This window comes from Limosilactobacillus antri DSM 16041 (genome assembly GCF_000160835.1).
GTDB lineage: Bacteria > Bacillota > Bacilli > Lactobacillales > Lactobacillaceae > Limosilactobacillus > Limosilactobacillus antri.
In genome coordinates, this window is the sequence record NZ_GG700738.1 from 158,650 (window position 1) to 183,256 (window position 24,607).

Consider the following 24,607-nt stretch of genomic DNA (forward strand, 5'->3'; position numbering starts at 1 on the left):
GATTGGTGATGTTTTCACCTGTCGACTGGTCATTTTTAGGAGGAAATTTTTTGAATTTTAGCGAATTAGGTTTATCGCAAAGTCTATTAAAAGCGATTAAGCGGAGCGGCTATGAAGAGGCCACCCCAATTCAGGAACAGACGATTCCGATGGTCTTAAAGGGGCAGGACGTTATTGGTCAGGCCCAGACGGGGACCGGGAAAACCGCCGCGTTTGGTCTACCGATCATTGAGCACGTTGATACTGACAACCCCAATATCCAGGCGCTCATCATCTCACCAACCCGGGAACTGGTAATTCAAACCCAGGAGGAACTTTACCGGCTGGGCAAGGATAAGCACGTCCGGGTTCAAGTAGTGTATGGAGGTGCGGATATTCGGCGGCAGATCAAGAGCCTCAAGCACCATCCCCAAATTCTTGTTGGAACTCCCGGTCGGCTCCGTGACCATATCAACCGCCATACCGTCAAGCTGGGTCATATCCAAACCCTGGTGCTAGATGAAGCTGACGAAATGCTGAATATGGGCTTCTTAGAGGACATCGAGGCGATCATCAAGGAAACACCAGCAGAGCGGCAAACCCTCCTTTTCTCGGCGACGATGCCGCCAGAAATCAAGCGGATTGGCGAACAGTTTATGACCGATCCGGAAACCGTCCGCATCAAGGCCAAGGAATTGACGACCGACCTGGTGGATCAATACTATGTGCGGGCCCGGGACTACGAGAAGTTTGATATTATGACCCGCCTGATTGATGTCCAAGACCCGGACCTGACGATTGTCTTTGGCCGCACCAAGCGCCGGGTTGACGAACTGTCAAAGGGGTTAATTGCCCGTGGATACAACGCCGCCGGCATTCATGGCGACCTGACCCAGGACCGGCGGACGAAGATCATGAAGAAGTTTAAGCATGGCGACCTGGACATCCTGGTTGCGACCGATGTGGCCGCCCGGGGACTGGATATTTCCGGTGTGACCCACGTTTATAATTACGACATCCCGTCGGACCCGGACAGCTACGTTCACCGGATTGGCCGGACGGGTCGGGCTGGGCACCATGGAACGTCACTGACCTTCGTGACGCCGAACGAAATGGAGTACCTGCACGAAATTGAAAAGCTGACCCGGGTACGGATGCTGCCGCTAAAGCCGCCGTCCGCTGAGGAGGCCTTCAAGGGGCAGGTTGCGAGCGCCTTTAACGACATTGACGAGCTAATCGCGCAGGATTCCACCGACCGGTATAAGGAGGCCGCAGAGCAGCTCTTAGAGAGCCACGACGCGACCGACCTGGTTGCGGCCCTCCTCAATAACATGACAAAGGAAGCGGCCAGTGAGGTGCCAGTTAAGATTACCCCAGAACGCCCATTGCCGCGCCACCACCGTGGTGGGAAACGCACCGATTATCATGGCGGGAACCACTACCGGCACCGCGATAGCCGCCGGGGGAACGGTCACTACCGTTCGCATGGTCACCGTACGGATAACCACGGTCATAGCCACTCCAGCCGCCATGCCTTTAATATCCGGCACCGAAAGGATAAGGCTTAACACGAGCCCCATTCTATGAAAAAAGCCACTGATGACTAGTAGATCATCAGTGGCTTTTATATTACTTCAATTCTTCCTTGAAGCGCTGTAAGTTCGTCGGGGTTGGATTAAGGTTCGCCCATTGTTGGGTCAAGAAGCGGTCGCTCAACCGGTAATGCGGCGTTGGCTGCTTGCTAGTAATGAAACTATTAGAGACTCGATCAAATTTGACCCAGCCAGCCCAGCCGATGTGAATAGTATCTTCCATAAAGGAAGTCTTATCACCGTCATGGGAGAGGTCGAGGACGTTATCGAAGCCCTGTTCGTGGAGTTGGAACTTAATCTTTTCCACCGACCGATAATACATCTGCATATCTAAACCGGTGAACTGTTCCCACTTCGCGTTGACCGGTGGGATTACAAACAGCACGTTGGTATTTGTGTTCTTAAATTGGTTTAAGACGACCTGAAGATCCCCGTACTCTGGGGATTGGGTGTAATTCAGGCTGCGTTGGCTGCCCGCCAGCCGCTTTTCGTGCGGCTTAATCTTCTTCGTGTAGAAACTATTTTTAACCCGGAAACGGTTGTTGGTGGTATCCCGCTCACCGGTTGCCTCGGCTTCCTTGTAAAGCCGGTCGTAGTTATACTTTTTCGGCAACTTGTCAATGTTGGGCAGGATGTGTTTCTGGTAGTTTTCGTTAATTTGGAACTCAGAAAAGAGGGCGTCCTCATGCTTCAGCATCCCGACCCGCGTGTTGATCACCAACCGGTCCCAACCGCTGAGGGCGTGGCCAGCGGCAATCTTGCGGGCCGCAGCCCCAATCGTCCCGTCTGTCCCTCGCAGGGCCAGTAAACGGCGCGCAGTGTAACGATCGTAAGGCGACCGCGGGTTGGCCTTTTGCAGCCAGGTCAGGTCGGCAAAGGTCCCGTTATAAAACTTGAACGCTGGTGTCTTGACCCCCTGCTTGGTAAACCATTGGGGTGAGATGATGTAAACCGCCTTTTGGTCCGTCAGCTGGTTTTCCATGGAGTTAATGTTGAAAAACTGGGGCAGTGACTGGGTCCCCCGGGAACCAAAGAGGAAGGGCGTGTAATTATGGTACCGCGCGGCCATTACGGATGGGTGATACTTATCCATCCGCCGCAGCTCGCTGGAACCAAAAAAGGGCACAAATTTGGTCTGCTGATTGCTCAGGGCCTGCTGCTTGATTGACTGGTTTTTGAAGACAACTGGGCTGAGCGAAACGGCCGCTTGCTTTTCCATTGCGGTGCTATGCTTGTTTTTAATTGGCAACGAGAACAGCACCACGATCAGGACAAACGCCAGGAGAACAGGGCCAAAGATGGACCACAGTTTCCGGCCGTTATGCATTTTGAAGCTCCTTTACCCGTTGTTCGATCTTTTCAATCGTGTTCCATTGGCTCCGGTCAAATTCGGAAACCGGAACTTGGACGTCAAAGGCGTCTTGGAGGCCTAACAAGAGGCTGACCGTTGCCATCGAGTCCAGCAGGCCGCTGGTAAACAGGTCTTGGGAAGCATCGCTAAAGTCAGCCGCGTCACGGCCAGTTGCGTCAGCTAAAATGTTAATAATTTGTTCTTGCATAATAATAAATCCTCCTATAAAGCGGTGTGGTTAGCTAAAGAAAAAGGTATCCAGGAAACCACTAAAAATCAAAAAGGTAAACATTACAAAGTTAAAAGTAACAAAGATGGCGATTCCCGTGGTCAGCTTATTGTGGGGCAGATTTGGCAGGTGTTTGCGCTTGAACCGCATCCACCAGTCATTCGCCACCAGGGCAAAGCCATGCAGGAAACCGTACAGGATATAGTACCAGGTAATGCCGTGCCAAAAGCCCATCAAAACCATGTTAAGCATATAGGCGGTCGATGACAAGGCATTCCGGTTCTTAAACCAGCGCTTTTTGGTTGCCATGAAGACAAAGCGCATGAAGATGTAATCGCGGAACCAGAACGACAGGCTGATGTGCCAACGGTTCCAGAATTCCTTGATGTTCTTGGACTTAAACGGCTGCTTGAAGTTCATCGGGGTCTGAACACCCATAAAGTAGGAGATGGCGACCGCAAAGAGCGAGTAGCCAGCAAAGTCAAAGAAGAGGTAAAAACCGTAGGTATACATAACTCCCAGCATACTCCAGGAGAACAGACTGTGGTTGGTCATTGCCAGCTGCTCAAAGAACGGGTAGAAGCGTTGACCGAAGAAATAACCGATCACGAACTTATACAAAAAGCCGAGGAAGAGGTAGAAAATCCCCTTGCTGACCAGGTTTAAGTAGTCTCCGCGGGCCGGGACCTGCCGGTAGTCCTTTTCAAAGCGCCGGTAGCGGTCGATCGGCCCGGAAGTAATCGTTGGCATAAATAGGATAAAACGGATAAACTTCCAGGGAGAAATTTCCTTAATCATCCCGTCCCGGGTTTCAATAATGGTGCCGACCGCCCGGAAAGTCAGGTAAGAGATTCCCAAAAAGCCGAGCAGTGAATTATGGCCAACCATTGCCGGCGACAGCTTCACGATTACCAAGGGCAGGATCGATAATCCCGCGAGGAGGTAGAAGACACCGGCACTATTCTGCTGTCGGCGGTACCGGGAGTAAAACATCACGAGCAGGGTTTCATAAATTACGTAGACGATCAATGAAATTCCCTGTTGCCAGCTGCTACCGTCAAACATTAAGAAAATAAAGACAAAGCTGACCAGCGCCTCGTACCAGCTGAAACGCTTGCCAAAGTAAAGGCCAATCCCCAGTGGTAGAAGGGCAAGAATTAGGTAAATAAAGTAAACCGGGGTTCCGTAGGCGCTAAAGTTTGGCAGACTTGAGATCCAATTAACCATTATTGGTTGACCTCTTTAATCATTTGCTTCACTGCAATCTTGCCATTTGCAGACATGGGGAAGGATTCGTGGTAAACGAATTGGGTGGGCATCATGTAGGGCATGATGAGTTCCTTGAGGCTCTCCCGAATTTTAGCGGTCAGCTGGTTGGGCTCCTCAGTGGCGAAGTCCTTCTTTGGAATCACCGCCGCGATCAAGTGGGTAACCTTGCCGTCCCGGTTGTACTTTGGTAGGGCAACCGCCTGCTTGATGTAGGGACTCTTTTCCAGACTAGCCCGCACTTCATCCAATTCGATCCGGTAGCCATGGAGCTTAATTTGGAAGTCCATCCGTCCCTTGTGGTGGAGCAGGCCATCCGCATCGAGGACGCCAGCATCCCCGGTTCGGTATGCCGGCTGGCCATTCAGCTTGAAGAAGGCCTGAGCGGTCTTTTCAGGGTTATTCATGTAGCCGTGGGCAACACTGTCACCGGCGATGATAATCTCTCCCTGTTCTCCCGGGGTAGTTACCTGCTGGTCACCCTGCCAAATTGACAGTTCGACACCTGGCTTGGCATAGCCGACGGGCAGACGGTCATTGTTCGCCGCAATCTCCGGGGTAATTTCAATTCCTGAAACGGCCACCGTGGCCTCCGTCGGCCCGTATGTGTTGAAAATATGGGCGTGGGGGAAGTGCTTCTGCAGGTTCTGGGCGGTTTTGACCGTTAGTTCTTCACCGCAGAATAGGAAATCAGTGATTCCCGGCATTTGCTGTTCGCTAAAGGCCGGGCTCAGCATCAGCATATCCGCAAATGAAGGGGTGCCGACAAAGACGTTTAAGTCCAGCTTTGGCAGGGCCGTGAAGAGCTGGCCGAAGTTTTCGACCACTTCATGCGGCAGGGCCTTGATCGTACTACCGCTCATCAGGGCCGGATACAGGAACATATTTGAAAGGTCAAAGGAGTAGGGTGGCTGGCCCAAGTAATTGGCGTGGGCCGGCAGGTTAAACTCGTCACTCAGCATCCAATTGGTAAAGGTTACCAGATTATCGTGGCTGACCTCCACCCCCTTGGGTGACCCCGTAGTTCCCGACGTAAACAGGACGTACGCCAGTTCATCGCCCGTCACCGGGTCCGGGTCGTCAAACGCTTCCTGAGCAGCGATGGCCTGGCTAATGGTATCCCGCTTGACGACCGGTGCACTTACCGTCAGCTGGTCACCAGGGAAATCATCAACCGCAAACACCAGGCTCGGCTTTCCAGTGTCGAGGATTGACTGGATCCGCGGTAAGGCTGAGTCCGCAGCAACTGGAATGTAGGCGTGCCCCGTTTTTAGGGCTGCCCAGAAGCAGGCCAGCATCTCGGCTTGATGGTCACCAAATACTAAAATTGGGCTGTGGTCCGGTAATGACTGCTGGTCGAGCCAAGCAGCCAGACTGTCCGCAGCCGCCTTCAATTCACCGTAAGTAGTGCTCTTGCCCATTTCGTCGTAGGCCAGCCGGTCCTGGTTAGCCTGAGCAATCTGGTCAAAAGCATCAACAAGATTTGTAATCAATTTATTTTCCTCCACGTTAGAATTCATTATAAATAAACGGCTCTTGTCCTGCTCCATAATAACCGTATAGGTAAATTAGCAGAAGAATTACAACAAAGTAAAAAGCCGTTTTTAAGATGAACTTTAGTGTGGGATGATTCTTAATACTTTTGGAAAAGATTACGAATCACTCCTTTCGCTTATAAGAAGATACCACGTTTTACTAAAATAGTGAATCAACTATGGTAATTTTAGTTAATTTATAAGCAAATCACCAGTAAAACGCAACAATAGAATTATATATCAATTCCCGGCGCGTGGGGGAACTAATCTTAGGGATTTTGCAACTTGAGTTGTGCGTCTGACCGTGATTTTTGATAAAATTGTAGTCGATGCAAAATTTTTAATTGAGAAAGTGAGTAATAAATGATAAGTGGACGTCTCCGCAATACGGAATATGTAATTAACCTGCGGGCACTTGGGGAGAATATCCAGGCCCAAAAAGCTGCCTTACCAGCTGATAGCAAAATCTTGGCGGTCGTTAAGGCCAATGCTTATGGTCACGGCCTGGTCCCGGTTGCCCAGGCTGCCCTCCGCGCTGGGGCGACTGGCATGTGCGTGGCAATCCTTGACGAAGCATTAGAAATCCGGGATAGCGGCCTTGACGTCATCACCCTGGTTCTGGGAATTACGCCGGTCGAAGAGGCCAACGTCGCTGCCGAGGCTGGCGTTTCCCTGACCGTGGGTTCACTGGACTGGCTGACGAAGTACCACCAGTTTGCCCGCCAGTTCAACTGGAAAAAACCGCTTAAGATCCACCTGGCCGTCGATACCGGGATGGGGCGGATCGGCTTTACTAACGTGGCCGAGTTTAACCAGGCCGTTAAGATTCTGCGGCGCTATCCCGAATTTGAATTCGAGGGGATGTTTACCCACTTTGCGACGGCGGATAGCGCCGACCACACTTATTTTGACCGCCAGTACGCCCTCTGGCAGAAATTTATCGCGAGCCTGGATGAGCTGCCGCCGTACACCCACATGGCGAACTCGGCGACCGGCTTGTGGCACCGCGACCAGATTACCGCCAACACGATTCGGATGGGGCTGTCGATGTACGGCTATAACCCGTCTGGAACGGACCTGCCGGAGGACTTGCACCTCCAGCCGGTCGGGACGCTCCGTTCGTCGATCAGCTTCGTAAAAAAGCTGGCCGCGGGGGAGGCGGTCAGCTATGGCGCCACGTACACCGCTAAACACGACGAGTGGCTGGCGACGGTGCCGATTGGCTACGCGGATGGCTACCCGCGCTGCATGACCGGGTTTAAGGTGCTGGTCGATGGACAGTACTGTCCAATCGCGGGCCGGGTCTGCATGGACCAGATGATGGTTCGGCTGCCGAAATACTACCCGGTCGATACGCCAGTGGTTTTGATGGGCCGGTCGGGGGCCTTGACGATTACCGCCGAGGAAATGGCGGAGCAGGCCCAGACGATCAACTACGAGATCCTGACGAACTTTAATAACCGGATTCATCGCACTTATCACTATTAATAAAGGAGCGGGAAGATGACGAGCAAGCGGGTAAAACGGGGTGAGATTTTTTACGCGGACCTCTCCCCAGTAGTTGGGTCAGAGCAAGGGGGCGTCCGGCCCGTCCTGATTTTACAAAATGACGTTGGCAACCATTATAGTCCGACGGTGATTGTGGCGGCGATTACTACCCAATTACAAAAGAGCCGGCTGCCGACCCACGTGTTCTTACCCCACAAGGAAAGTTCCCTGACCCGCAATTCGGTAATTCTCTTGGAACAGGTGCGCACGATTGATAAACAGCGCTTGCAGGACCGGATTGCCAAGATCGGCCCGGCACGGATGACGGCAGTGAACCACGCGCTCCAGATCAGTTTGGGCCTGGGGAAAAAGGAAAAGTGATTGAGAGTGGGAGTGGGAAACAACCTCCTTGACAAGGCGTATGGGGAACTGCCAGCCAGCTACTGCGCTGTTGCATTACTAGCTTTAAAATAGCAAAGAGACTGTTATTGAGATAAAAAGTGAACAGCGCGGTACACAAATGGGCTTCAGTGCTCGGCAAAGCCGAACTCTAAAGCCCTATTTGTGCTCGCGGGGGCTCCCCACAGGCTAGCTGCGCGTCGAAAAACGAAGTCGTAACCGACTTCTGTCTCGCTCCCTTTGTCGTTTATTCTTGTGACAGCTTTTAGTATCCGTGGTGCAGGTCTTCAATTTCGGCGACCTCAAAGCCCTTTTTCTGCAACCGGTGGACGATTTTTTCCATCTTAGCGTGGTCCACGTCCGCTGGCAGGGTGAAGAGGACCTGCTTCATTGGCGAATGCTCCGGGTCGAACGAGAGCACGTTGACAATCTGACAATAGCGGGTAATTTCCTTGCTAGCAGTCATCAGCGATCCCCGCTCGTCGGGAGTCGTGACCGTTAGGACGTAGCTCCCGTTATTAACGTTCCAGCCCGCTGCAAGAACCCGCAGCATACTATGGTGGGTTAGGATGCCATAGAACTGGTTGTCGTCATTGAGGACGGCGATGTATGGCAGGTCCCGCATTGCGAAGAAGACGGAAAAGAAGGCCGAATTAATGGAAACAAACTTAGTGGCGTTTTTTAACAGGGCGGTCACGGGTTGGTGCATATCGCCGCCGCGCGACTTGTGGCGATACAGGTGCATCTTATAGATGTTCCCCCGAAAGATGCGTCCCGACTTATCAAGGACAGGGACACAGCGGTAGCCGCTATTTTCGAGAACTGTCAGTGCTTCTTCCAGAGTGGCCGTTTCCGGCAGGGTGGTCAGCTGGTCTTTGGTTTTAATCAGTGAGCTAAAAATCATTATACGAACGTCTCCTGCTTTGTATTAAGTGCACTAATCATCATACCATATATTTGGAAAAGATGAGAGAAAAATGAGAAACAATAAAGAGGGGTGGACTGAATCACTTTGGTTTGCTTCGCGGCTAAGGTATAATAAAGGAAATCAATGCTGGACGGGGGAGTCCCCGTGCGGCCTTTTTGTATTTTTAACTGCGAAGGGATGAAGAAAAGAATGAAAATGATTGTGGGCTTAGGAAACATCGGTAGCCGCTATGACGAGACACGGCATAACACGGGCTTCATGGTGGTTGACCAGCTGGCACGCGACTACCAGCTCGGTGCGTTTAGCCACCTCAAACAGGAGGCAGTCGCGGCGAGCGGGGTGATTAATGGTGAGAAGGTAATGCTGGTTAAGCCGACGACCTTTATGAATGACTCCGGCAGGGCGGTAGGACCGCTGGTGGACTATTACCAGCTGGATCTTGCGGACCTGGTAATAGTCAATGATGACCTGGATATGCCGGTTGGCCGGGTGCGGTTGAAAACCCACGGGGCGTCTGGCGGTCACAATGGCTTAAAGAGCATTATCAATGCGCTGGGGACGAAGAACTTTAACCGGGTGAAACTTGGCATTGACCACCCCCAACATGGGACGGTGGTTAGCCACGTCTTAGGAAAGTTTACCCCCGCAGAACGCCCGCAGTTTGATGATGCGGTTGAAGAGGCCGAACACGCCTTAGAGGATTGGATTAAGGGCGAAGATTTCGCCCAGCTGATGAACGACTATAATTAATTTGCAAGGGGGCAAGCACGCGGTGCGTCTAACAAACTTTATTGAACAATCACCTGAGTTTAAGCAGCTGCTCCAGCAACGGCAGCCGGGCACGCGGCAACTGGTAACCGGTATTTCCGGCTCGGCACGGACACTGCTGTTAGCGGGACTGGTGGAACAAAGCCAGCAACCAGTTTTGGCGGTAGTCGACAGTTTAAGTCAGGTGGAGGAGCTGGCCGATGACCTTGCCAACTTGCTGCCCCCCGACCGGGTTTACCAGTTTCCGGTTGAGGAAGTCTTAGCGGCAGAGGTGGCAACCAGCTCGCCCAATTACCGTCTGCAACGGGTTCAGGCCCTGGACGCGTTGGATAGTCAGCGCCCGGCAGTGGTTGTAACCTCGGTAGCCGGGCTGCGGCGGAACGTGTTCGCTCCCGAATTCTTTGCCCAGGCGACCCTGAAGGTGGCCGTCGGCGGCGAATTGGACCCGGAACGGGCTCGGCAACAGCTGAGCGCCATGGGCTACCAGTTGCAGAAAATGGTCCTGCGTCCGGGCGATTTTGCCATCCGGGGGTCGATCATTGACGTTTACGCCCTTAACACCGACAACCCGGTGCGGATTGACCTCTTTGATACCGAGGTAGACTCGCTTCGGTATTTCGATGCCAGCACCCAAAAGAGCGTCGGCAACGCTGAGGAGGTGGAGATTTTACCGGCAACGGACCTGATCCTGCCACCCGCGGAGTTTTCCCGGGTTCAAGCGGCGGTAAAGCAGCAGTTTGACCAGCTCAAGGCGGAATTGCAGGATGGGGATGCGGATATCCTCCAGCAGGTCAATAACCGCTTTACTCCCCTGCTGACGGCGCTGCAGGAACGGCGGCTGCCTAATGAAATGCTGGAGTTCGGCGACCTCGTTTACCCGACCCGGCACTCGCTGCTTGACTACCTGGCAGCGGATGGTGCACTCTACCTGGATGATTATTCCCGCCTGAAGGACCGGGCAGGGAAGCTGGCGGACGAGGACCAGGGGTGGCTGGAAGAAAAGGTCAAGTACCACCAGCTGGTCAGCGTCCCCAGCCTGAGCAACGAGTTTGCGAAACTGGTTAAGGCCGACCAGCACGCCCAGCTCTTCGGGGCCCTGTTTAAAAAGGGGGCGGGGAACCTCCGCTTCAGTCAGCTGGTCGAGATTACCAGCCGGCCAATGCAGCGTTTCTTTGGGCAAATGCCGTTGCTCAAAACCGAACTGCAGCGGTGGACTGACCAGGGGCAAACCATCATTATCATGGCTGACGGTAATGAGCGGCGCCAGCAGATTGCCCGCACGCTGACCGACTTTGGCATCCCGGTGATTGAAACGGCCGCCGACCAGCTCCAGGTCAATACCGTTCAGCTGGTCGCGGCCAGTCTGAATAATGGCTTTGAAATGCCGGCGGCCGGCCTGGTAGTCATCACGGAGGGGGAGCTGTTCAAACAGGTCAAGAAACGCCGCCACCGGGCCCAAAAGCTGGCCAATGCGGAGCGAATCAAGAGCTATACCGACCTTAAGCCGGGGGACTACGTGGTCCACGTCAACCACGGGATCGGGATCTTCAGCGGGATTAAGACGATGGAAGTTGATGGCGTCCACCAGGACTACATGATTATCAACTACCGGAATAACGCCCAGATCTTTGTCCCGGTCACTCAGCTGAACCTCGTCCAGAAGTACGTTTCCGCGGAATCAAAGACACCCCGGATCAACCGCCTTGGCGGGAACGAATGGGCCAAGACGAAGCGGCGGGTCGCATCGAAGGTTGAAGACATTGCTGACGAACTGGTCGACCTGTATGCTAAGCGGGAGGCTGCCAAGGGCTATGCTTTCCCGGCGGATGACTACCTCCAGGCTCAGTTCGATGCCAACTTCCCCTACACCGAAACCCGGGACCAGCTTCGCAGCATTAAGGAGGTTAAACGGGATATGGAAAAGCCGCGGCCGATGGACCGCCTCCTCGTCGGGGACGTTGGCTACGGGAAAACGGAAGTGGCAATGCGGGCCATCTTTAAAGCGGTCACGGGCGGCAAACAGGTGGCCTTCTTGGTCCCGACGACGGTCTTGGCCCAGCAGCACTTTGACACCCTTAGCAAGCGGTTCGCTGGCTTCCCGGTGAAGATTGCCCTGATGTCCCGGTTTAAAACCAACCAGGAGTTGAAGGAAACCGACGCGGGCCTGGCCGCCGGCAGTATCGACATTGTCGTCGGCACCCACCGGATCCTGTCCAAAGATGTTCAATTTAGGGACCTGGGCCTGGTCATCGTTGATGAGGAACAGCGGTTTGGGGTCAAGCACAAGGAACGACTAAAGGAATTGAAGAACAACGTCGATGTGTTAACGCTGACGGCAACCCCGATTCCCCGGACGCTGAATATGTCGATGCTTGGCGTGCGGGACTTGTCGGTACTTGAAACCCCGCCGGCGGGTCGCTTCCCAATTCAGACCTACGTGATGGAACAAAATGGCGGGGCCATCCGTGACGGCATTACCCGGGAACTAAACCGCGGCGGCCAAGTATACTACCTGCATAACCGGGTCAGCGACATTGAAGAAACGGTGATGAAGTTACAGGCCCTGGTCCCGGATGCCCGCATTGGCTACATTCATGGCAAGATGGGGGAAAACGAACTGGAAACGGTCCTGTATGACTTCATCCAGGGAAATTACGACGTGCTAGTGACCACCTCAATCATCGAAACCGGGGTCGATATTCCAAACGTCAACACCCTTTTTGTCGAAAACGCCGATCACCTGGGCCTGGCCCAGCTATACCAGATCCGGGGCCGGATTGGACGAAGTAACCGGGTTGCTTACGCCTACTTTATGTACCAGCCGAATAAGGTCCTGACGGAACTGGGCGAGAAACGGCTGGCGGCCATCCGGGACTTTACCGAGCTGGGGTCCGGTTTTAAGATTGCGATGCGGGACCTGGCAATTCGTGGTGCGGGCAATATTCTCGGCAAGCAGCAGCACGGCTTCATCGACTCGGTCGGCTACGACCTCTACTCCTCAATGCTGAACGAGGCGGTGGCCCGCAAGCAGGGGAAGAAGAGGGCTGCCCGGGCAGATGCGGAGGTTGAACTCGGGGTCGAAGCCTATTTGCCCGACAGCTACGTCAATGACCAACGGCAGAAGATTGAGCTGTATAAGGCAATTCGCCAGGCCCAGACCGATGATGAGCTGCTGGAAATTCAGGGGGACCTGCTTGATCGCTTTGGCGACTACCCGGCCGCCGTTGGCAACTTATTGCTGATTAGCAAGCTCAAGCAGCACGCCGATGAGGCAATGATCGAACAGATTAAGCGGCAACGGGATAGCATCCTGATTACCTTCACCCCGGCTGGCAGCCACCTGGTTAAGGCTCCCCAGATCATCAAGCTCCTGGCAAAGACAAAGTTTAAGGCAACGCTGGGGGAGCATGAAGGCCAGCTGACGGTGCGCCTGGTGATCCAGCCGAAGATGACGCAGACCGACTGGTTAAACCAGCTCTTGGACTTTGCTAGCGGCCTTAGCCGGGCCGTTGCCGAAGCAAACACACAGACAAGCAAGTAATGGAGGAAGCAATATGCGGTTAGACAAGTTCTTAAAGGTATCTCGGATTATTAAACGGCGCTCAGTCGCCAAGGAAATCGCGGACCAGGGTCGGATTCTGGTCAATAATCTCCCAGCCAAGTCCTCGACCAAGGTTAAGGCTGGCGACACCTTGACGATTAAATTCGGCAATAAGACCGAGACGGTTAAAATCAACCAAATCGTGGAAACGACTAAGAAGAGCGAAGCGGAAGAGATGTACGAAATTGTCGACGAAACGTATGCAGAGAACTTTTAATGGATTTTTATAAAAAAATTGATAATTTTCCCGCTTAATATAGACAGTTGGCGGGTAAACTTGCTATACTGATACTATTATCAGTAAAAAGCGGGGGAAAGTTATGTCAAGGCAGGGCAACAGTAAGGTTTCACAGTTGGAAACACCATATGTTCACCAGGTTTCAGCTGATCAGCAGAAACGGCAGGTGCACGCCAAACGGTGTCGACGGATTATGCTCGTCTTTTTAGTGCTTTTTATCATTTTGGGAATCCAGATTTTCCAAAGCAAGCGGACGCTGGCGAAGGTCAATGCCAACATTGCTCAGTACCAGACTAGTCTGCACAAACAGCGCAGCACCAGCCGGCAGCTCAAGCAGCAGATCAAGCTCTTGCATGACCCGGAGTATGCGCAGCAGGTTGCCCGTGCCAAGTACAATTATTCCAAGAAGGGCGAAACTATCTATAATTTAGATAATTAGTTCCTTTTTCGGAAGTGGGTATGGTATACTCAACTACAATTAATCACAAATTCTGGATGATTTGAGGAGGAACTACTAGTTTCATGGCAATTGAAGTGGGAGCAAAGGTTTCCGGCAAGGTTTCGGGAATCACGAATTTCGGGGCGTTTGTCGATTTAGATGATAACCAAACGGGACTGGTGCACATCAGTCAAATCTCTGATAAGTATATTAAGGACGTTCATGATGTTTTAGCTGTTGGCGACACCGTCACGGCAAAGGTAACCCGGATTGGTGACGATGGGAAGATTGCCCTGTCAATGAAGGCGGCCGCACCACATGAACAAAAAGAAGAGCATGGCGGCCACCATGCTGAAAACAAGCACCACTTCCACCATGAAAACCGTCAGCATGACTTCCACAGCCACCAGAATAACTACTGGGGTGGCTTCGGCAACGGCGGTCACCATGGGTACGGCCGCCAGCATGAGGACTTCAACGATATGCTGGCCGGCTACCTCAAAGAAAGCGAGTCCCGCCTGTCAACCCTCAAGCGGCAGACTGACGGTAAGCGCGGCGGTCGTGGCGGCCGGCGGAGCTAAGCTGATGGTCAAACTCGAAGAACAGTTTAAGCGGCACCTGCAAGGGGGTCGCTTTTTTGATAAGCGCGACCGGGTGGTGGTGGCTGTTTCGGCGGGGGTCGACTCGATGGTCCTGCTATCCCTGGTGACCCGCTTGCCCGCCCCGTTGCGGCCGACAGTTACCGTTGCCCACGTTAACCATGAACTGCGCCGGCAGAGCTGGCAGGAGGAGGAGTACCTCCGCCAATATTGTCGTGCTCACGACTTACCGTTATTGGTCAAGCACTGGCCACGGTCGGCCCATCCGCAAACCGGGATTGAAGAGGCAGCCCGGCGCTTTCGCTACCACTTTTTTGCCGAGGTGATGGCAGCTCGGCAGAGCCCAATCCTCCTGACGGCCCACCACCAAAATGACCTGGCGGAGACAATCCTGATGAAGCTGGTGCGCGGCGGCCAGCTGAGCCAGCTAGTCGGGATCAATGCCGTCCGTCCCTTTACGGGCGGCCGGCTAATACGGCCCCTCCTCCCCTTTAGCAAGGAACAGCTGCGGGCCTATGCCGTTGCCGCAGGAATCCGCTGGTATGAGGATACGACCAACCAGGATTTGACAATCAGCCGGAACCGCTATCGGCACGAGATTATTCCAGCCTTGGAACGGGAAAATCCCCAATTCGTTCAGCACCTGGCCAGTTACCGCCAGCAGCTGACTGACCTGCTTGCCTGGCAGGACCAGGAAGTGCAGGGCCAGCTGGACCGGGTTCAAGACGGGGAAGAATTGTGTCTGGACAAGTGGGGACAACTGCCGGAGACCGCCCAGCGCTTGGTTCTCCAACGTTGGCTTGAACAGCGGCTGCCCAACATCAAACAGCGTTTGCTGGATGAAGTGGTCGGGTTGCTGAAAAACTCCACCGTTCCCCAGCGGAGTCTCGCGCTTCCCGGCGGTGAACGGTTAATTAAGGACTACCAGCGCTGCCGGATTGCCGAGGCCAAGAAAAATCCGGGAAAAGGGCAACATGAATTATCGACTGTGGTAGAATTGGGCCAATGGTACCGCATCAGCGACCGGCAGGCGATCCGGGTCGGGACTGCCACGGGGAGTGGACCGGACCACTTAGCGGGGCAGGAGATGTGGCTGGCGCCCGACCAGTTCCCCCTGCGGCTACGCCCTTGGCAAGCGGGCGACGCATTGCGTCTGAAACAGGGCGGCCACCAGCTGGTCCGCCGGATTCTGATCGACCAAAAGGTTCCCAATGCTGCCCGCCAGCACCAGCTGGTCCTCGTGGACGCTCACGATGAGCCGGTCTGGTTGCTTGGCCGAAAGTGGGCCTGGTTTACCCGCCCGGTCGATTACCGGCAGCGCTGGCGCCACGTGATAATTAGCATGAAGAAGGATAAAGGAGATTAACCATGAACAACGACATTGAAAAAGTGCTGTACAGCGAGGAAGATATTCAAGCCGCGATTGCCCGCCTGGCTAAGCAAGTGGCGGCTGATTACCAGGACAAGGACCCGCTGATTGTGTCCGTCCTGTCTGGAGCAGTGCTGTTTACCGTCGACCTGATTAAGAAGATGGACATCATGGCCCAGCTTGACTTTATCGACGTTTCGACCTACTTCGGGGGGACTGCAACGACGGGGCACCTCAAGCTGATTCATGACCTGACGACCGATGTTAAGGGCCGCAACGTGCTAATTACCGAGGACATCGTTGACAGCGGCCGGACCTTGGAATACCTGGTCCAGCTCTTCAAAGGCCGCGGTGCCAAGAGTGTTAAGACGGTTTCACTGCTCAACAAGCCGGATGGCCGGGAATTTGACGTCACGGTTGAATACTACGGTTTTAAGGTTCCCAATGAATTCCTGGTCGGCTACGGCCTGGACTACAAGGGCTACTACCGGAACCTGCCGTACGTCGGCGTCTTGAAGCCGTCCGTGTATAGTGAAAACTAATGCTGGCGATTTAATGGTCAATGATTGTCAAGTATGCTATTATAGTTGGTACAATTAAATTAAGTTGCTGGTAGATAGGAGGTTGTTATGAACAACAATCGGCGTAATAATAATTTTACTCATAACGTTCTCTTCTACGCAGTGATGTTCTTGTGTATTATGGGCATTGCCTACTTTTTCTTCGGGGGTAACCAATCCACCGGGCAGAGTAAGACGGTTACCCAGAGCGAGTTTATCTCTGAACTGAAGAGCAACAAGATTAAGAGTGTCCAGCTTCAGCCAAATGGTGGGGTCTACAAGGTGACCGGGAGCTACCGGAAGCCACAGACAAACAATAGTAGCTCCAACAATGGCTTTGCTTTAACCACGCAACGCAACAACAAGGTTTCACAATTCCAGAGTTCGGTCCTCGAAAGTGACGTGACGGTTAGCCAGCTGCAAAAGTATGCTAACAAGCACAACGTTAAACTGAGCACTAAGGCTGAGGAATCCAACAGTATCTGGATGAACCTGCTGTTGACGGTCTTGCCACTGGTCATCATGATTTTCTTCTTCTACATGATGATGGGCCAAGCCGGCCAAGGCGGTGGCGGCCGTGGGGTAATGAGCTTTGGAAAGACCAAGGCCAAACCAGCGGATGCCAAGAAGAATAAAGTTCGTTTCTCAGACGTTGCCGGTGAAGAGGAAGAAAAGCAGGAACTGGTCGAAGTTGTTGAATTCTTAAAGAATCCAAAGAAGTTCACCAAGCTGGGTGCCAAGATTCCGTCTGGGGTCCTGCTGGAGGGGCCTCCGGGTACTGGTAAGACCCTGCTGGCCAAGGCGGTCGCTGGTGAATCAGGGGTACCGTTCTTCTCCATTTCTGGTTCTGACTTCGTGGAAATGTTTGTCGGGGTTGGGGCATCTCGTGTCCGGGACCTCTTTGACCAGGCAAAGAAGGCGGCCCCCGCGATTATCTTCATTGATGAAATCGATGCGGTTGGTCGCCGCCGTGGCAACGGCATGGGCGGTGGTCACGACGAACGTGAACAAACGCTGAACCAACTGCTGGTTGAGATGGATGGTTTCCAGGGCGACGAAGGGGTCATCGTGATGGCTGCTACCAACCGTTCTGATGTCCTTGACCCGGCCCTCCTGCGGCCCGGCCGGTTTGACCGGAAGATCCTGGTGGGCCGTCCAGATGTTAAGGGCCGTGAAGCCATCTTACGGGTTCACGCCAAGAACAAGCCGCTGTCTCCGGATGTAGACCTCAAGGAAATTGCCAAGCAGACCCCTGGCTTTGTGGGGGCCGATTTGGCCAACCTGCTGAATGAGGCGGCCCTGCTGGCGGCCCGGCGGAACAAGACTGAGATTGACGCGGCCGACCTAGACGAAGCCGAAGACCGGGTAATCGCCGGTCCAGCTAAGCATGACCGGGTTCAATCTCCGCAAGAACGCAAGACCGTCGCCTACCACGAAGCCGGCCATACCATTGTCGGCTTAGTTCTAAACGATGCCCGGGTAGTTCACAAGGTTACGATTGTACCACGGGGCCGGGCAGGCGGTTACGCGATTATGCTGCCGCGGGAAGACCAGATGCTGATGTCCAAGAAGAACGCCGAAGAACAGATCGCCGGTTTAATGGGTGGTCGGGCTGCCGAAGAGTTGATCTTCAAGTCCCAGTCTTCGGGTGCTTCAAACGACTTTGAACAGGCGACCCAGATTGCACGGGCCATGGTAACCCAGTACGGGATGAGCGACAAGATCGGGCCGGTTGAGCTGCAAAGCTCTGGTCAGGTCTTCACTGGTCAAGGCTACGACCAGTCACCATACTCCGAAAAGACCGCGGCCTTGGTGGATGAAGAAGTTCGCCGGATCCTGAATGAGGGGCATGAACAAGCCCTCCACATTCTGGAAACCCACCGGGAGCAGCATAAGGTAATTGCTGAAGCGCTGCTGAAGTACGAAACGCTGGATGAAAAGGAAATCCTGAGCCTGTACAAGACGGGCAAGATTCCGAACAAGGACCACGCGGAAGCCGACGAAAAGGCCTACGCCCAGACTTTTGAAGAATCGAAGCGGGCCTTGGAACGGCTGGAAGATGAAAAGCGGACTGACAAGGCCAACGAAAAGGCCGGCCGTCAAGACGCGGATCAGCAGGATCAGCCAGCTGATGACTCGACAACGCCAACTGACCACCAGTCAGACGATGACGATGATCACCAAGCTTAATCAATGTTAAAATAGGAGTGACACGCCTTAATGGCGGGGCTCCTATTTTGTTTTGCAAGGAGGAATAATCATGACAAAAACAACGGATTACCTAGTAAAAAGTATGACGAAGGATGGCAAGTTTCGGGCGTACGCGGTCAACGCCACCCAGCTGGTCGAGAAGGCTCACGAAATTCACGATACCTGGTCGGCATCATCGGCTGCCCTGGGGCGGACCCTGATTGGGACCCTCTTGTTAGCTACGGCTGGTCTGGAAGGCGAAGCCGGGATGACGGTCAAAATCCAGGGGAACGGCCCGGTTGGCTACATCGTCGCTGACGGGACTGCCGATGGAACGGTCAAGGGCTACATGGGCAACCCGCACGTCAACCTGCCGGCTAATAGCAAGGGCAAGATTGACGTAGCTGGGGCTGTGGGGACGAAGGGGACCCTCTCCGTTACCAAAATGGCGCCTGGCGACAAGACCCCTTACACTGGGGAAGTTAACCTGGTTTCTGGCGAGCTGGGGGATGACTTTACCTACTACCTGGCCCAGTCTGAGCAGATCCCGTCCGCGGTTGGTCTGTCCGTCTTCGTTAACCCTGATGAGAGCATCCAGGTGGCCGGCGGCTTTATGATCCAAGTGCTGCCGGGGGCCAGCGATGAGGAAATCAGCAAGCTGGAAGAGAAACTCAAGGGCCTGCCATTAGTTTCTGAGATGCTTCGTGATGGCGATACGCCTGAGGATATTTTAGGCAAACTCTTCGGTGACCAGCTCAAGATTTTGGCTAAAATGCCGGTCCGCTACGAGTGTAACTGCAACAAGCAGCGCTTTGCCCACGCCCTGGAGAGTATCAGTGCGGACGACCTAAAGCAATTAATTAATGAAGACCACCATGCTGAAACAGTTTGCCAATTCTGCGGGAAGAAGTACGACTTTTCCGAAGACGAATTACAGCTGATTTACGATAAGAAACTGGCTGACGCGGCGGCCGATCAGGAAACCGCTGCTCAGGAGAACCAGGCCGCCAAGCAAGATGACCAGAAGTAGTTACTTGGTTCTGACCACCGGGGTGTGCTATGATGGTTGGGTTATCGAACCACAAATCAAATGCACAATTGAAGCCAGCTCACTTGTGCCGAATTAAGTAATGAGGTGAACGTATGAAGTGGAAGATTGGTGAGGTTGAAATTCCGAACCAGGTGGTGGTTGCACCGATGGCCGGGGTGACCAACTCGGCCTTCCGGGTAATCTGCAAGGAATTTGGTGCGGGCTACGTGGTGTGTGAGATGATTTCCGACCGGGGAATTATGTACCATAACCAAAAGACCCTGAACATGATGGACGTCGACCCGACTGAACACCCAATGGGCATCCAGATTTTCGGCGGGACGAAGGAAACGCTGGTGGAAGCGGCGAAGTACGTGGACGAGCACACTGCGGCGGATGTCATCGACATCAACATGGGCTGCCCCGTCAACAAGGTCGTTAAAACCGATGCCGGGGCTCGGTGGCTGCTGGACCCGCAGAAGGTCTATGAGATGGTTTCCTACGTGACTGACGCGGTTAAGAAGCCGGTGACGGTCAAAATGCGGACGGGCTGGGATGATAAGCACATTTACGCCGTAGAAAACGCCCTAGCCGCTGAACGGGCCGGGGCGGCTGCAATTGCCATGCACGGCCGGACCCGAAAACAGATGTATACGGGCCACGCTGATTGGAATATACTAAAGGAAGTAGCTAATCAGCTGACAATCCCGTTCATGGCGAATGGTGATATTCGGACACCAGAAGATGCCAAAAAGGTGCTCGAAATGACCGGGGCCACCGCCGCAATGATCGGTCGGGCCGCAATGGGCAATCCGTGGATGCTGACCCGGACGGCCCATTACCTGGAAACCGGGGAACTGCTTCCGGAAGCGAGCGCGGAAAAGAAGATTAAGATGGCCAAGGAACACCTGAACCGCCTGATTGATCTAAAGGGGGAATACGTCGGTGTCCGGGAGTTCCGCGGCCTGTCAACCTACTACCTCAAAGGAATTCCCCGGTCGGCCCGGACAAAGGCCGCACTGGTCGAAGCCGAAACGCGGCAGGAGATGAATGACATCTTTGACCGCTTTGCCGAAAAGACTGCTGAACGGGAACAGCAAAGTGTAAATTAAACTCAACAGAGGAGGAGAAATCTGTGTCTCAAGAACTAGATCAAATGCGTGTTCGTCGGGAAAAGATGGAAGAACTCAAGGAGGCCGGGATTGAGCCATTTGGCCGCCGCTTCAAGCGTGACCACCTGGCCCAGGACCTGCACGATGAATATGACCAATACGACAAGGATGAACTGAACGAAAAGGGTGAGATGGTTACGATTGCCGGCCGGATGACCCGGAAGCGGAGCAGCGGCAAGGCGGGCTTTGCAGACTTCGTTGACCGGACTGGCAAGATCCAAGTTTACGCCCGGAAGGACATGGTCGGGGACGAACAGTACCACATTTTTAAGCGGGCCGACATTGGCGACTTCCTCGGGATTGAAGGAGACGTCATTAAGACCAATACCGGTGAATTAACCGTGCGGGCCCACAAGATCACCTTCTTGTCCAAGGCGTTGCGGCCGTTGCCGAATAAGTGGGAAGGGGTCACGGACCCGGAGACTATCTACCGGCAGCGCTACCTGGACCTGATTTCCAATCCGGAGAGTTTCAAGCGCTTCCACCAGCGGACGGCAATTATCAAGGCCGTGCGGGAGTACATGGATGACCACGGCTTTACCGAAGTGGAAACGCCAATCCTGAACACCCAGGCCGGTGGGGCCAATGCGCGGCCGTTCGTGACCCACCATAACGCCCTGGACATCGATATGTACCTGCGGATTGCGACCGAGCTTTACCTGAAGCGCCTGATCGTCGGCGGCTTTGAGCGGGTATACGAACTCGGCCGGATCTTCCGGAACGAGGGGATGGACCCGCACCACAACCCAGAGTTTACAACGATGGAAACCTACGCGGCCTACTTTGACTTCCAAGACGTGATGGACGAAACGGAAGGGATCGTTAAGGCGGCGGCCAAGGTAGTTTCTGACGACGGTAAGATTACTTACCAGGGCCGGGAAATTGACCTCGGTGGCGACTTTAAGCGGATTACGATGGTCGACGCGGTGAAGGAAAAGACTGGTATCGACTTTGGCGACGACGCGATGACCGATGACGACGCCAAGAAGCTGGCGGAAGAACACAAGATTGAGTTTAAGCCGTACTGGACGAAGGGCCACATTCTGAACGCCTTCTTTGAAGAATACGTGGAGGACACCCTGATTCAGCCGACCTTTGTCTATGAATATCCAGTCGAAGTTTCCCCGCTAGCCAAGCGGAATAAGGACAACCCGGCCATGACTGACCGCTTTGAACTATACGTTGACGGTAGCGAGCTGGGGAACGCCTTTAGCGAACTGAACGACCCGATTGACCAGAAGGAGCGGTTCGAGATGCAGGCGAAGGAAAAGGCCAACGGAAACGATGAAGCCGAACCAGTCGACCTCGATTACGTTCAGGCGCTCGAATACGGGATGCCGCCAACCGGGGGCCTCGGGATTGGGATTGACCGTCTGGTAATGCTTTTAACCGACGCCAAGTCAATCCGGGACGTGATCTTGTTCCCAACCATGCGTCCCGAAAAGGAAGAAAAGAACGGTAAGAAGAAAAAGAACAAGAAGAAGTAAGACCAGTAATTGTTGTAATGCTGGGCTTCGAGGGCAATTTAAGCCTTTACTTTATCTTGCTTACTAGTATTGAAATTGCTTATAAAAAATGGTGTGTACACCAAAAATACACCAATTTTAAAAATAAGAGACTCGTACCTGATTTGCAGTGTACGGGTCTTTTTAAATGTTAATATTGAGAGAATTTAATTATTATTTTTGGCTGGTGATGGTTTATTATAGCCATAAGTTCCAGGGACTGAAACCGTATTGTTTGGATTGAGGCTCGGATCAGCAGCTCCTGGTAGGTGAAACTCGCTATTAGCTGGCGGAGTTACTGCTACTTCTGTTGAATGAGATAATTGGGGGATCCAATCATAAGGGATTCGATAAGCACGATAAATTAGATGATCAGCAATATATGGATAAATATATTCCCAAACTATTTCATGACTTGGCGTAACCTCTAAGAAACGTCCGCCGGCACCTTCGTCAATTAATGTATTTCCATTTGGAAGCCGTTGGACGCTACCTTGTAATGGAGAGTAAAAGTAATTAGCGTGGGCTGCTGCTTTATAGCCCATATCTTTTGCAGAAAAGCTCCATTTCTTTTCTAAGGTAATTGGGTTAAATTCAATAACCTCTGATCCATCAATGCGTGTTGTTTTCATTCCGGTTGACGAGGTCTGGTTAGGTGCGCCATAGCCAGCCCAGCCTCCGTTATTGAGAGCAAGAATATTTCCGGCGCCAGGTAAACCTTTAGGAATTAAATGCACATTATGCATCCCTACTAGGGGTCCTAATTTACGTAAAGCAAAACTCTTAGTAAAGTCAGGACCTAATAGCCAAACGATTTTCCCAGTATCGTGGTCAACAATCCAACTCATCATTGCTTCACGCGATCCCATTAGAATGTTATTCGGTTTGAATCGCTGGTCACCTTGATCAAACCATTTATTTGGTCCAAGATAACTAGCATAATTAATATGAAATACGTCCCCTTCATTACTAGTAGATTGAAAGTTGGGGTTCTTAAAGATTGCATTTTTTTGTTCATCAGTTAATGGAAAATCATTAAAATGATCTAGTGTACTCCAAGACCAAAGCTTGTTACCATCGCGGTCAATTTCTAATAAGACATGATCAAGAAGGGGATAGGGTGATATTGGATCAATTTTTCGATCATGGTGAGTAAGAAGTAAAACTTTTTTAAAGTCATCTTTTGTTTCTTGCCCAGGTACGAAATACCCCACCGGATTTCCTTCAAGTTGATAATCGTGGTGGACTCTTGCAACCCATGTTTTTCCTATCCCTTGATCGGTAACTTCTTCATTGTGGGTAAATGACCATCGAATATTACCGTCCCAATCAATTTCGGTTAAATCGGCATAGTCTTGATAAGCGTCACTGCTTTTTCGACAGCGTAAAGAGCCGAAAACTTTACCACCATTAATCATTTTATTAGGGAAGCCCTGTAAATCTTTCCATTCGTGAACAACTTTTCCGTTCATATCGATTAAGATTGTACCTTTATTTTTAGCATTGAATAGTGTATAACCCGACCAAGTTTTACTAGGTTTGAAGTTAGTAACTCCGGTTGGAAATATTGATTGTCCCATTTTTTCCACTCCTTTGATTATTCAAAACTTAGAAAGTAGTAAATGCAAGTTAGAGAGATTTTTTACTGTTGCGAAGATAGCAGATTCTGTGGTATTTAGACCAGTAATCACGAAATAATCTGGTGCTTTTAACAGGATCCGTTCTTAACGGTTTTCAGATATCGCTTACATTATTGACCAAATAAATATTATAATCAATAATTTTGCAAAGCGAAGGATTGTCAATTGCTTAATCACTTTAAGGTTGGCGTGTCGGAGTGAATATAATAGCTTTAAATTTGAAGCCAAGAGTCGCGGTAATTAACTGAGATTCTTGGTTTTATTCTGGAAAAATAGAAAAGTCAATTTTAGCGTTTATTTTAGTTGGCCAAGTTAGATGGTAGTAGAAGGAACTTTTTTGGAAAAGTTAGTGTTGGAGATTACGTGAGTTTTACTAAATAAAGAAGTGTTTGACAATTATTTTTGCTTTAATACATACAATTTAATTCAAAAAAAGTATAAAGTTCGGCTATTTAAAATCGTGAAAAAAGTTGATAAAAAAGTGTTGACGAGGGAGTGAAATCCATGTATAGTAATTACCGTTGTCAAAACAGTGCAGTGCTGTTGAGATGATTCAAGTTAAAATTATAAATAATTGTTGACATCTAATTGACAACATGATATATTGATAAAGTTGCTGATTGAGTTATTGATCAGAAGGAATTCAAAATTAATTAAAATTTCTTCTTGACAAGTTAAATTGATATATGATATAAGAAACATGTTGATTGACTGCTTAGTTAGTTAACT

General features: G+C 52.0%; 21 protein-coding genes. 14 read left to right on the forward strand and 7 right to left on the reverse strand.

What is annotated here, in order from left to right:
* The first annotated feature begins 50 nt into the window (after positions 1–50).
* On the forward strand, positions 51–1,547 hold the full coding sequence (cshA, locus tag HMPREF0494_RS10310) for a degradosome RNA helicase CshA (protein ID WP_040459074.1): 1,497 nt from the start codon (positions 51–53) through the stop codon (positions 1,545–1,547).
* A 61-nt stretch (positions 1,548–1,608) separates the two neighbouring features.
* Here the strand turns inward: cshA and dltD are convergent, their stop codons facing one another.
* From dltD to HMPREF0494_RS11130, 5 genes are read right to left on the reverse strand one after another with little or no spacing between them, the layout of a single operon-like run.
* Positions 1,609–2,898, reverse strand: coding sequence for a D-alanyl-lipoteichoic acid biosynthesis protein DltD (gene dltD / locus HMPREF0494_RS10315; RefSeq protein ID WP_007124917.1), 1,290 nt, complete (start codon positions 2,896–2,898; stop codon positions 1,609–1,611).
* Positions 2,891–3,130 (reverse strand): D-alanine--poly(phosphoribitol) ligase subunit DltC, encoded by a 240-nt coding sequence (dltC, locus tag HMPREF0494_RS10320; protein WP_003714041.1) that lies wholly within the window; start codon positions 3,128–3,130, stop codon positions 2,891–2,893. The genes dltD and dltC overlap by 8 nt, the downstream gene beginning before the upstream one ends.
* 30 nt (positions 3,131–3,160) lie before the next feature.
* The gene (gene dltB, locus HMPREF0494_RS10325; protein WP_007124918.1) at positions 3,161–4,378 is read right to left on the reverse strand and encodes a D-alanyl-lipoteichoic acid biosynthesis protein DltB; all 1,218 of its coding nucleotides are present in this window, start codon (positions 4,376–4,378) and stop codon (positions 3,161–3,163) included.
* Complete coding sequence (dltA, locus tag HMPREF0494_RS10330; RefSeq protein ID WP_404803170.1) at positions 4,378–5,937, reverse strand: D-alanine--poly(phosphoribitol) ligase subunit DltA; 1,560 nt, start codon at positions 5,935–5,937, stop codon at positions 4,378–4,380. Before dltA ends, dltB begins: the two co-directional genes overlap by 1 nt.
* A complete protein-coding gene (locus tag HMPREF0494_RS11130; protein WP_081445955.1) occupies positions 5,927–6,070 on the reverse strand; it encodes a teichoic acid D-Ala incorporation-associated protein DltX in 144 nt (47 codons plus the stop codon). The genes dltA and HMPREF0494_RS11130 overlap by 11 nt, the downstream gene beginning before the upstream one ends.
* Before the next feature lie 245 nt (positions 6,071–6,315).
* Between HMPREF0494_RS11130 and alr the strand changes: the two genes are divergently transcribed.
* Positions 6,316–7,440 (forward strand): alanine racemase, encoded by a 1,125-nt coding sequence (gene alr, locus HMPREF0494_RS10335; RefSeq protein WP_007124920.1) that lies wholly within the window; start codon positions 6,316–6,318, stop codon positions 7,438–7,440.
* Between the two features lie 15 nt (positions 7,441–7,455).
* On the forward strand, positions 7,456–7,821 hold the full coding sequence (locus HMPREF0494_RS10340; RefSeq protein ID WP_007124921.1) for a type II toxin-antitoxin system PemK/MazF family toxin: 366 nt from the start codon (positions 7,456–7,458) through the stop codon (positions 7,819–7,821).
* Between the two features lie 283 nt (positions 7,822–8,104).
* Here HMPREF0494_RS10340 and cbpA read toward each other — a convergent pair whose 3' ends face one another.
* A complete protein-coding gene (gene cbpA / locus HMPREF0494_RS10345) occupies positions 8,105–8,743 on the reverse strand; it encodes a cyclic di-AMP binding protein CbpA (protein ID WP_007124922.1) in 639 nt (212 codons plus the stop codon).
* A gap of 213 nt (positions 8,744–8,956) precedes the next feature.
* Here cbpA and pth point away from each other — a divergent pair, with 213 nt between their 5' ends.
* From pth to lysS, 11 genes are all read left to right on the forward strand, one after another.
* Complete coding sequence (gene pth, locus HMPREF0494_RS10350) at positions 8,957–9,517, forward strand: aminoacyl-tRNA hydrolase (RefSeq protein ID WP_040459076.1); 561 nt, start codon at positions 8,957–8,959, stop codon at positions 9,515–9,517.
* A gap of 22 nt (positions 9,518–9,539) precedes the next feature.
* Positions 9,540–13,076 carry a transcription-repair coupling factor gene (gene mfd, locus HMPREF0494_RS10355; protein WP_040459077.1) on the forward strand — a complete coding sequence of 1,179 codons (3,537 nt, stop codon included), beginning with the start codon at positions 9,540–9,542 and terminating at the stop codon, positions 13,074–13,076.
* 13 nt (positions 13,077–13,089) lie between these two features.
* A complete protein-coding gene (locus HMPREF0494_RS10360; RefSeq protein WP_007124925.1) occupies positions 13,090–13,353 on the forward strand; it encodes an RNA-binding S4 domain-containing protein in 264 nt (87 codons plus the stop codon).
* 103 nt (positions 13,354–13,456) lie between these two features.
* Positions 13,457–13,813: an FtsB family cell division protein gene (locus HMPREF0494_RS10365; RefSeq protein WP_007124926.1), complete on the forward strand. Its 357-nt coding sequence runs from the start codon at positions 13,457–13,459 to the stop codon at positions 13,811–13,813.
* 83 nt (positions 13,814–13,896) lie between these two features.
* Complete coding sequence (locus HMPREF0494_RS10370; RefSeq protein WP_007124927.1) at positions 13,897–14,394, forward strand: S1 domain-containing RNA-binding protein; 498 nt, start codon at positions 13,897–13,899, stop codon at positions 14,392–14,394.
* A gap of 4 nt (positions 14,395–14,398) precedes the next feature.
* The gene (gene tilS / locus HMPREF0494_RS10375; RefSeq protein WP_187368701.1) at positions 14,399–15,778 is read left to right on the forward strand and encodes a tRNA lysidine(34) synthetase TilS; all 1,380 of its coding nucleotides are present in this window, start codon (positions 14,399–14,401) and stop codon (positions 15,776–15,778) included.
* A 2-nt stretch (positions 15,779–15,780) separates the two neighbouring features.
* Positions 15,781–16,323 carry a hypoxanthine phosphoribosyltransferase gene (gene hpt / locus HMPREF0494_RS10380; protein WP_007124929.1) on the forward strand — a complete coding sequence of 181 codons (543 nt, stop codon included), beginning with the start codon at positions 15,781–15,783 and terminating at the stop codon, positions 16,321–16,323.
* An 87-nt stretch (positions 16,324–16,410) separates the two neighbouring features.
* Positions 16,411–18,531, forward strand: coding sequence for an ATP-dependent zinc metalloprotease FtsH (ftsH, locus tag HMPREF0494_RS10385; protein WP_007124930.1), 2,121 nt, complete (start codon positions 16,411–16,413; stop codon positions 18,529–18,531).
* A gap of 70 nt (positions 18,532–18,601) precedes the next feature.
* Positions 18,602–19,561, forward strand: coding sequence for an Hsp33 family molecular chaperone HslO (hslO, locus tag HMPREF0494_RS10390; RefSeq protein ID WP_007124931.1), 960 nt, complete (start codon positions 18,602–18,604; stop codon positions 19,559–19,561).
* A 113-nt stretch (positions 19,562–19,674) separates the two neighbouring features.
* The gene (gene dusB, locus HMPREF0494_RS10395; RefSeq protein ID WP_007124932.1) at positions 19,675–20,673 is read left to right on the forward strand and encodes a tRNA dihydrouridine synthase DusB; all 999 of its coding nucleotides are present in this window, start codon (positions 19,675–19,677) and stop codon (positions 20,671–20,673) included.
* A 23-nt stretch (positions 20,674–20,696) separates the two neighbouring features.
* Positions 20,697–22,220, forward strand: coding sequence for a lysine--tRNA ligase (lysS, locus tag HMPREF0494_RS10400; protein WP_040459078.1), 1,524 nt, complete (start codon positions 20,697–20,699; stop codon positions 22,218–22,220).
* 185 nt (positions 22,221–22,405) lie between these two features.
* Here lysS and HMPREF0494_RS10405 read toward each other — a convergent pair whose 3' ends face one another.
* A complete protein-coding gene (locus HMPREF0494_RS10405; protein WP_007124934.1) occupies positions 22,406–23,818 on the reverse strand; it encodes an arylsulfotransferase family protein in 1,413 nt (470 codons plus the stop codon).
* Positions 23,819–24,607 lie beyond the last annotated feature (789 nt).

Bases quoted from the DNA above. Each gene is read 5' to 3' on its own strand.
- dltD (WP_007124917.1), bottom strand. From the start codon at position 2,898: ATGCATAACGGCCGGAAACTGTGGTCCATCTTTGGCCCTGTTCTCCTG.
- dltC (WP_003714041.1), bottom strand. From the start codon at position 3,130: ATGCAAGAACAAATTATTAACATTTTAGCTGACGCAACTGGCCGTGAC.
- dltB (WP_007124918.1), bottom strand. From the start codon at position 4,378: ATGGTTAATTGGATCTCAAGTCTGCCAAACTTTAGCGCCTACGGAACC.
- dltA (WP_404803170.1), bottom strand. From the start codon at position 5,937: ATGAATTCTAACGTGGAGGAAAATAAATTGATTACAAATCTTGTTGAT.
- alr (WP_007124920.1), top strand. From the start codon at position 6,316: ATGATAAGTGGACGTCTCCGCAATACGGAATATGTAATTAACCTGCGG.
- HMPREF0494_RS10340 (WP_007124921.1), top strand. From the start codon at position 7,456: ATGACGAGCAAGCGGGTAAAACGGGGTGAGATTTTTTACGCGGACCTC.
- cbpA (WP_007124922.1), bottom strand. From the start codon at position 8,743: ATGATTTTTAGCTCACTGATTAAAACCAAAGACCAGCTGACCACCCTG.
- pth (WP_040459076.1), top strand. From the start codon at position 8,957: ATGAAAATGATTGTGGGCTTAGGAAACATCGGTAGCCGCTATGACGAG.
- HMPREF0494_RS10360 (WP_007124925.1), top strand. From the start codon at position 13,090: ATGCGGTTAGACAAGTTCTTAAAGGTATCTCGGATTATTAAACGGCGC.
- HMPREF0494_RS10365 (WP_007124926.1), top strand. From the start codon at position 13,457: ATGTCAAGGCAGGGCAACAGTAAGGTTTCACAGTTGGAAACACCATAT.
- HMPREF0494_RS10370 (WP_007124927.1), top strand. From the start codon at position 13,897: ATGGCAATTGAAGTGGGAGCAAAGGTTTCCGGCAAGGTTTCGGGAATC.
- tilS (WP_187368701.1), top strand. From the start codon at position 14,399: ATGGTCAAACTCGAAGAACAGTTTAAGCGGCACCTGCAAGGGGGTCGC.
- hpt (WP_007124929.1), top strand. From the start codon at position 15,781: ATGAACAACGACATTGAAAAAGTGCTGTACAGCGAGGAAGATATTCAA.
- ftsH (WP_007124930.1), top strand. From the start codon at position 16,411: ATGAACAACAATCGGCGTAATAATAATTTTACTCATAACGTTCTCTTC.
- hslO (WP_007124931.1), top strand. From the start codon at position 18,602: ATGACAAAAACAACGGATTACCTAGTAAAAAGTATGACGAAGGATGGC.
- dusB (WP_007124932.1), top strand. From the start codon at position 19,675: ATGAAGTGGAAGATTGGTGAGGTTGAAATTCCGAACCAGGTGGTGGTT.
- HMPREF0494_RS10405 (WP_007124934.1), bottom strand. From the start codon at position 23,818: ATGGGACAATCAATATTTCCAACCGGAGTTACTAACTTCAAACCTAGT.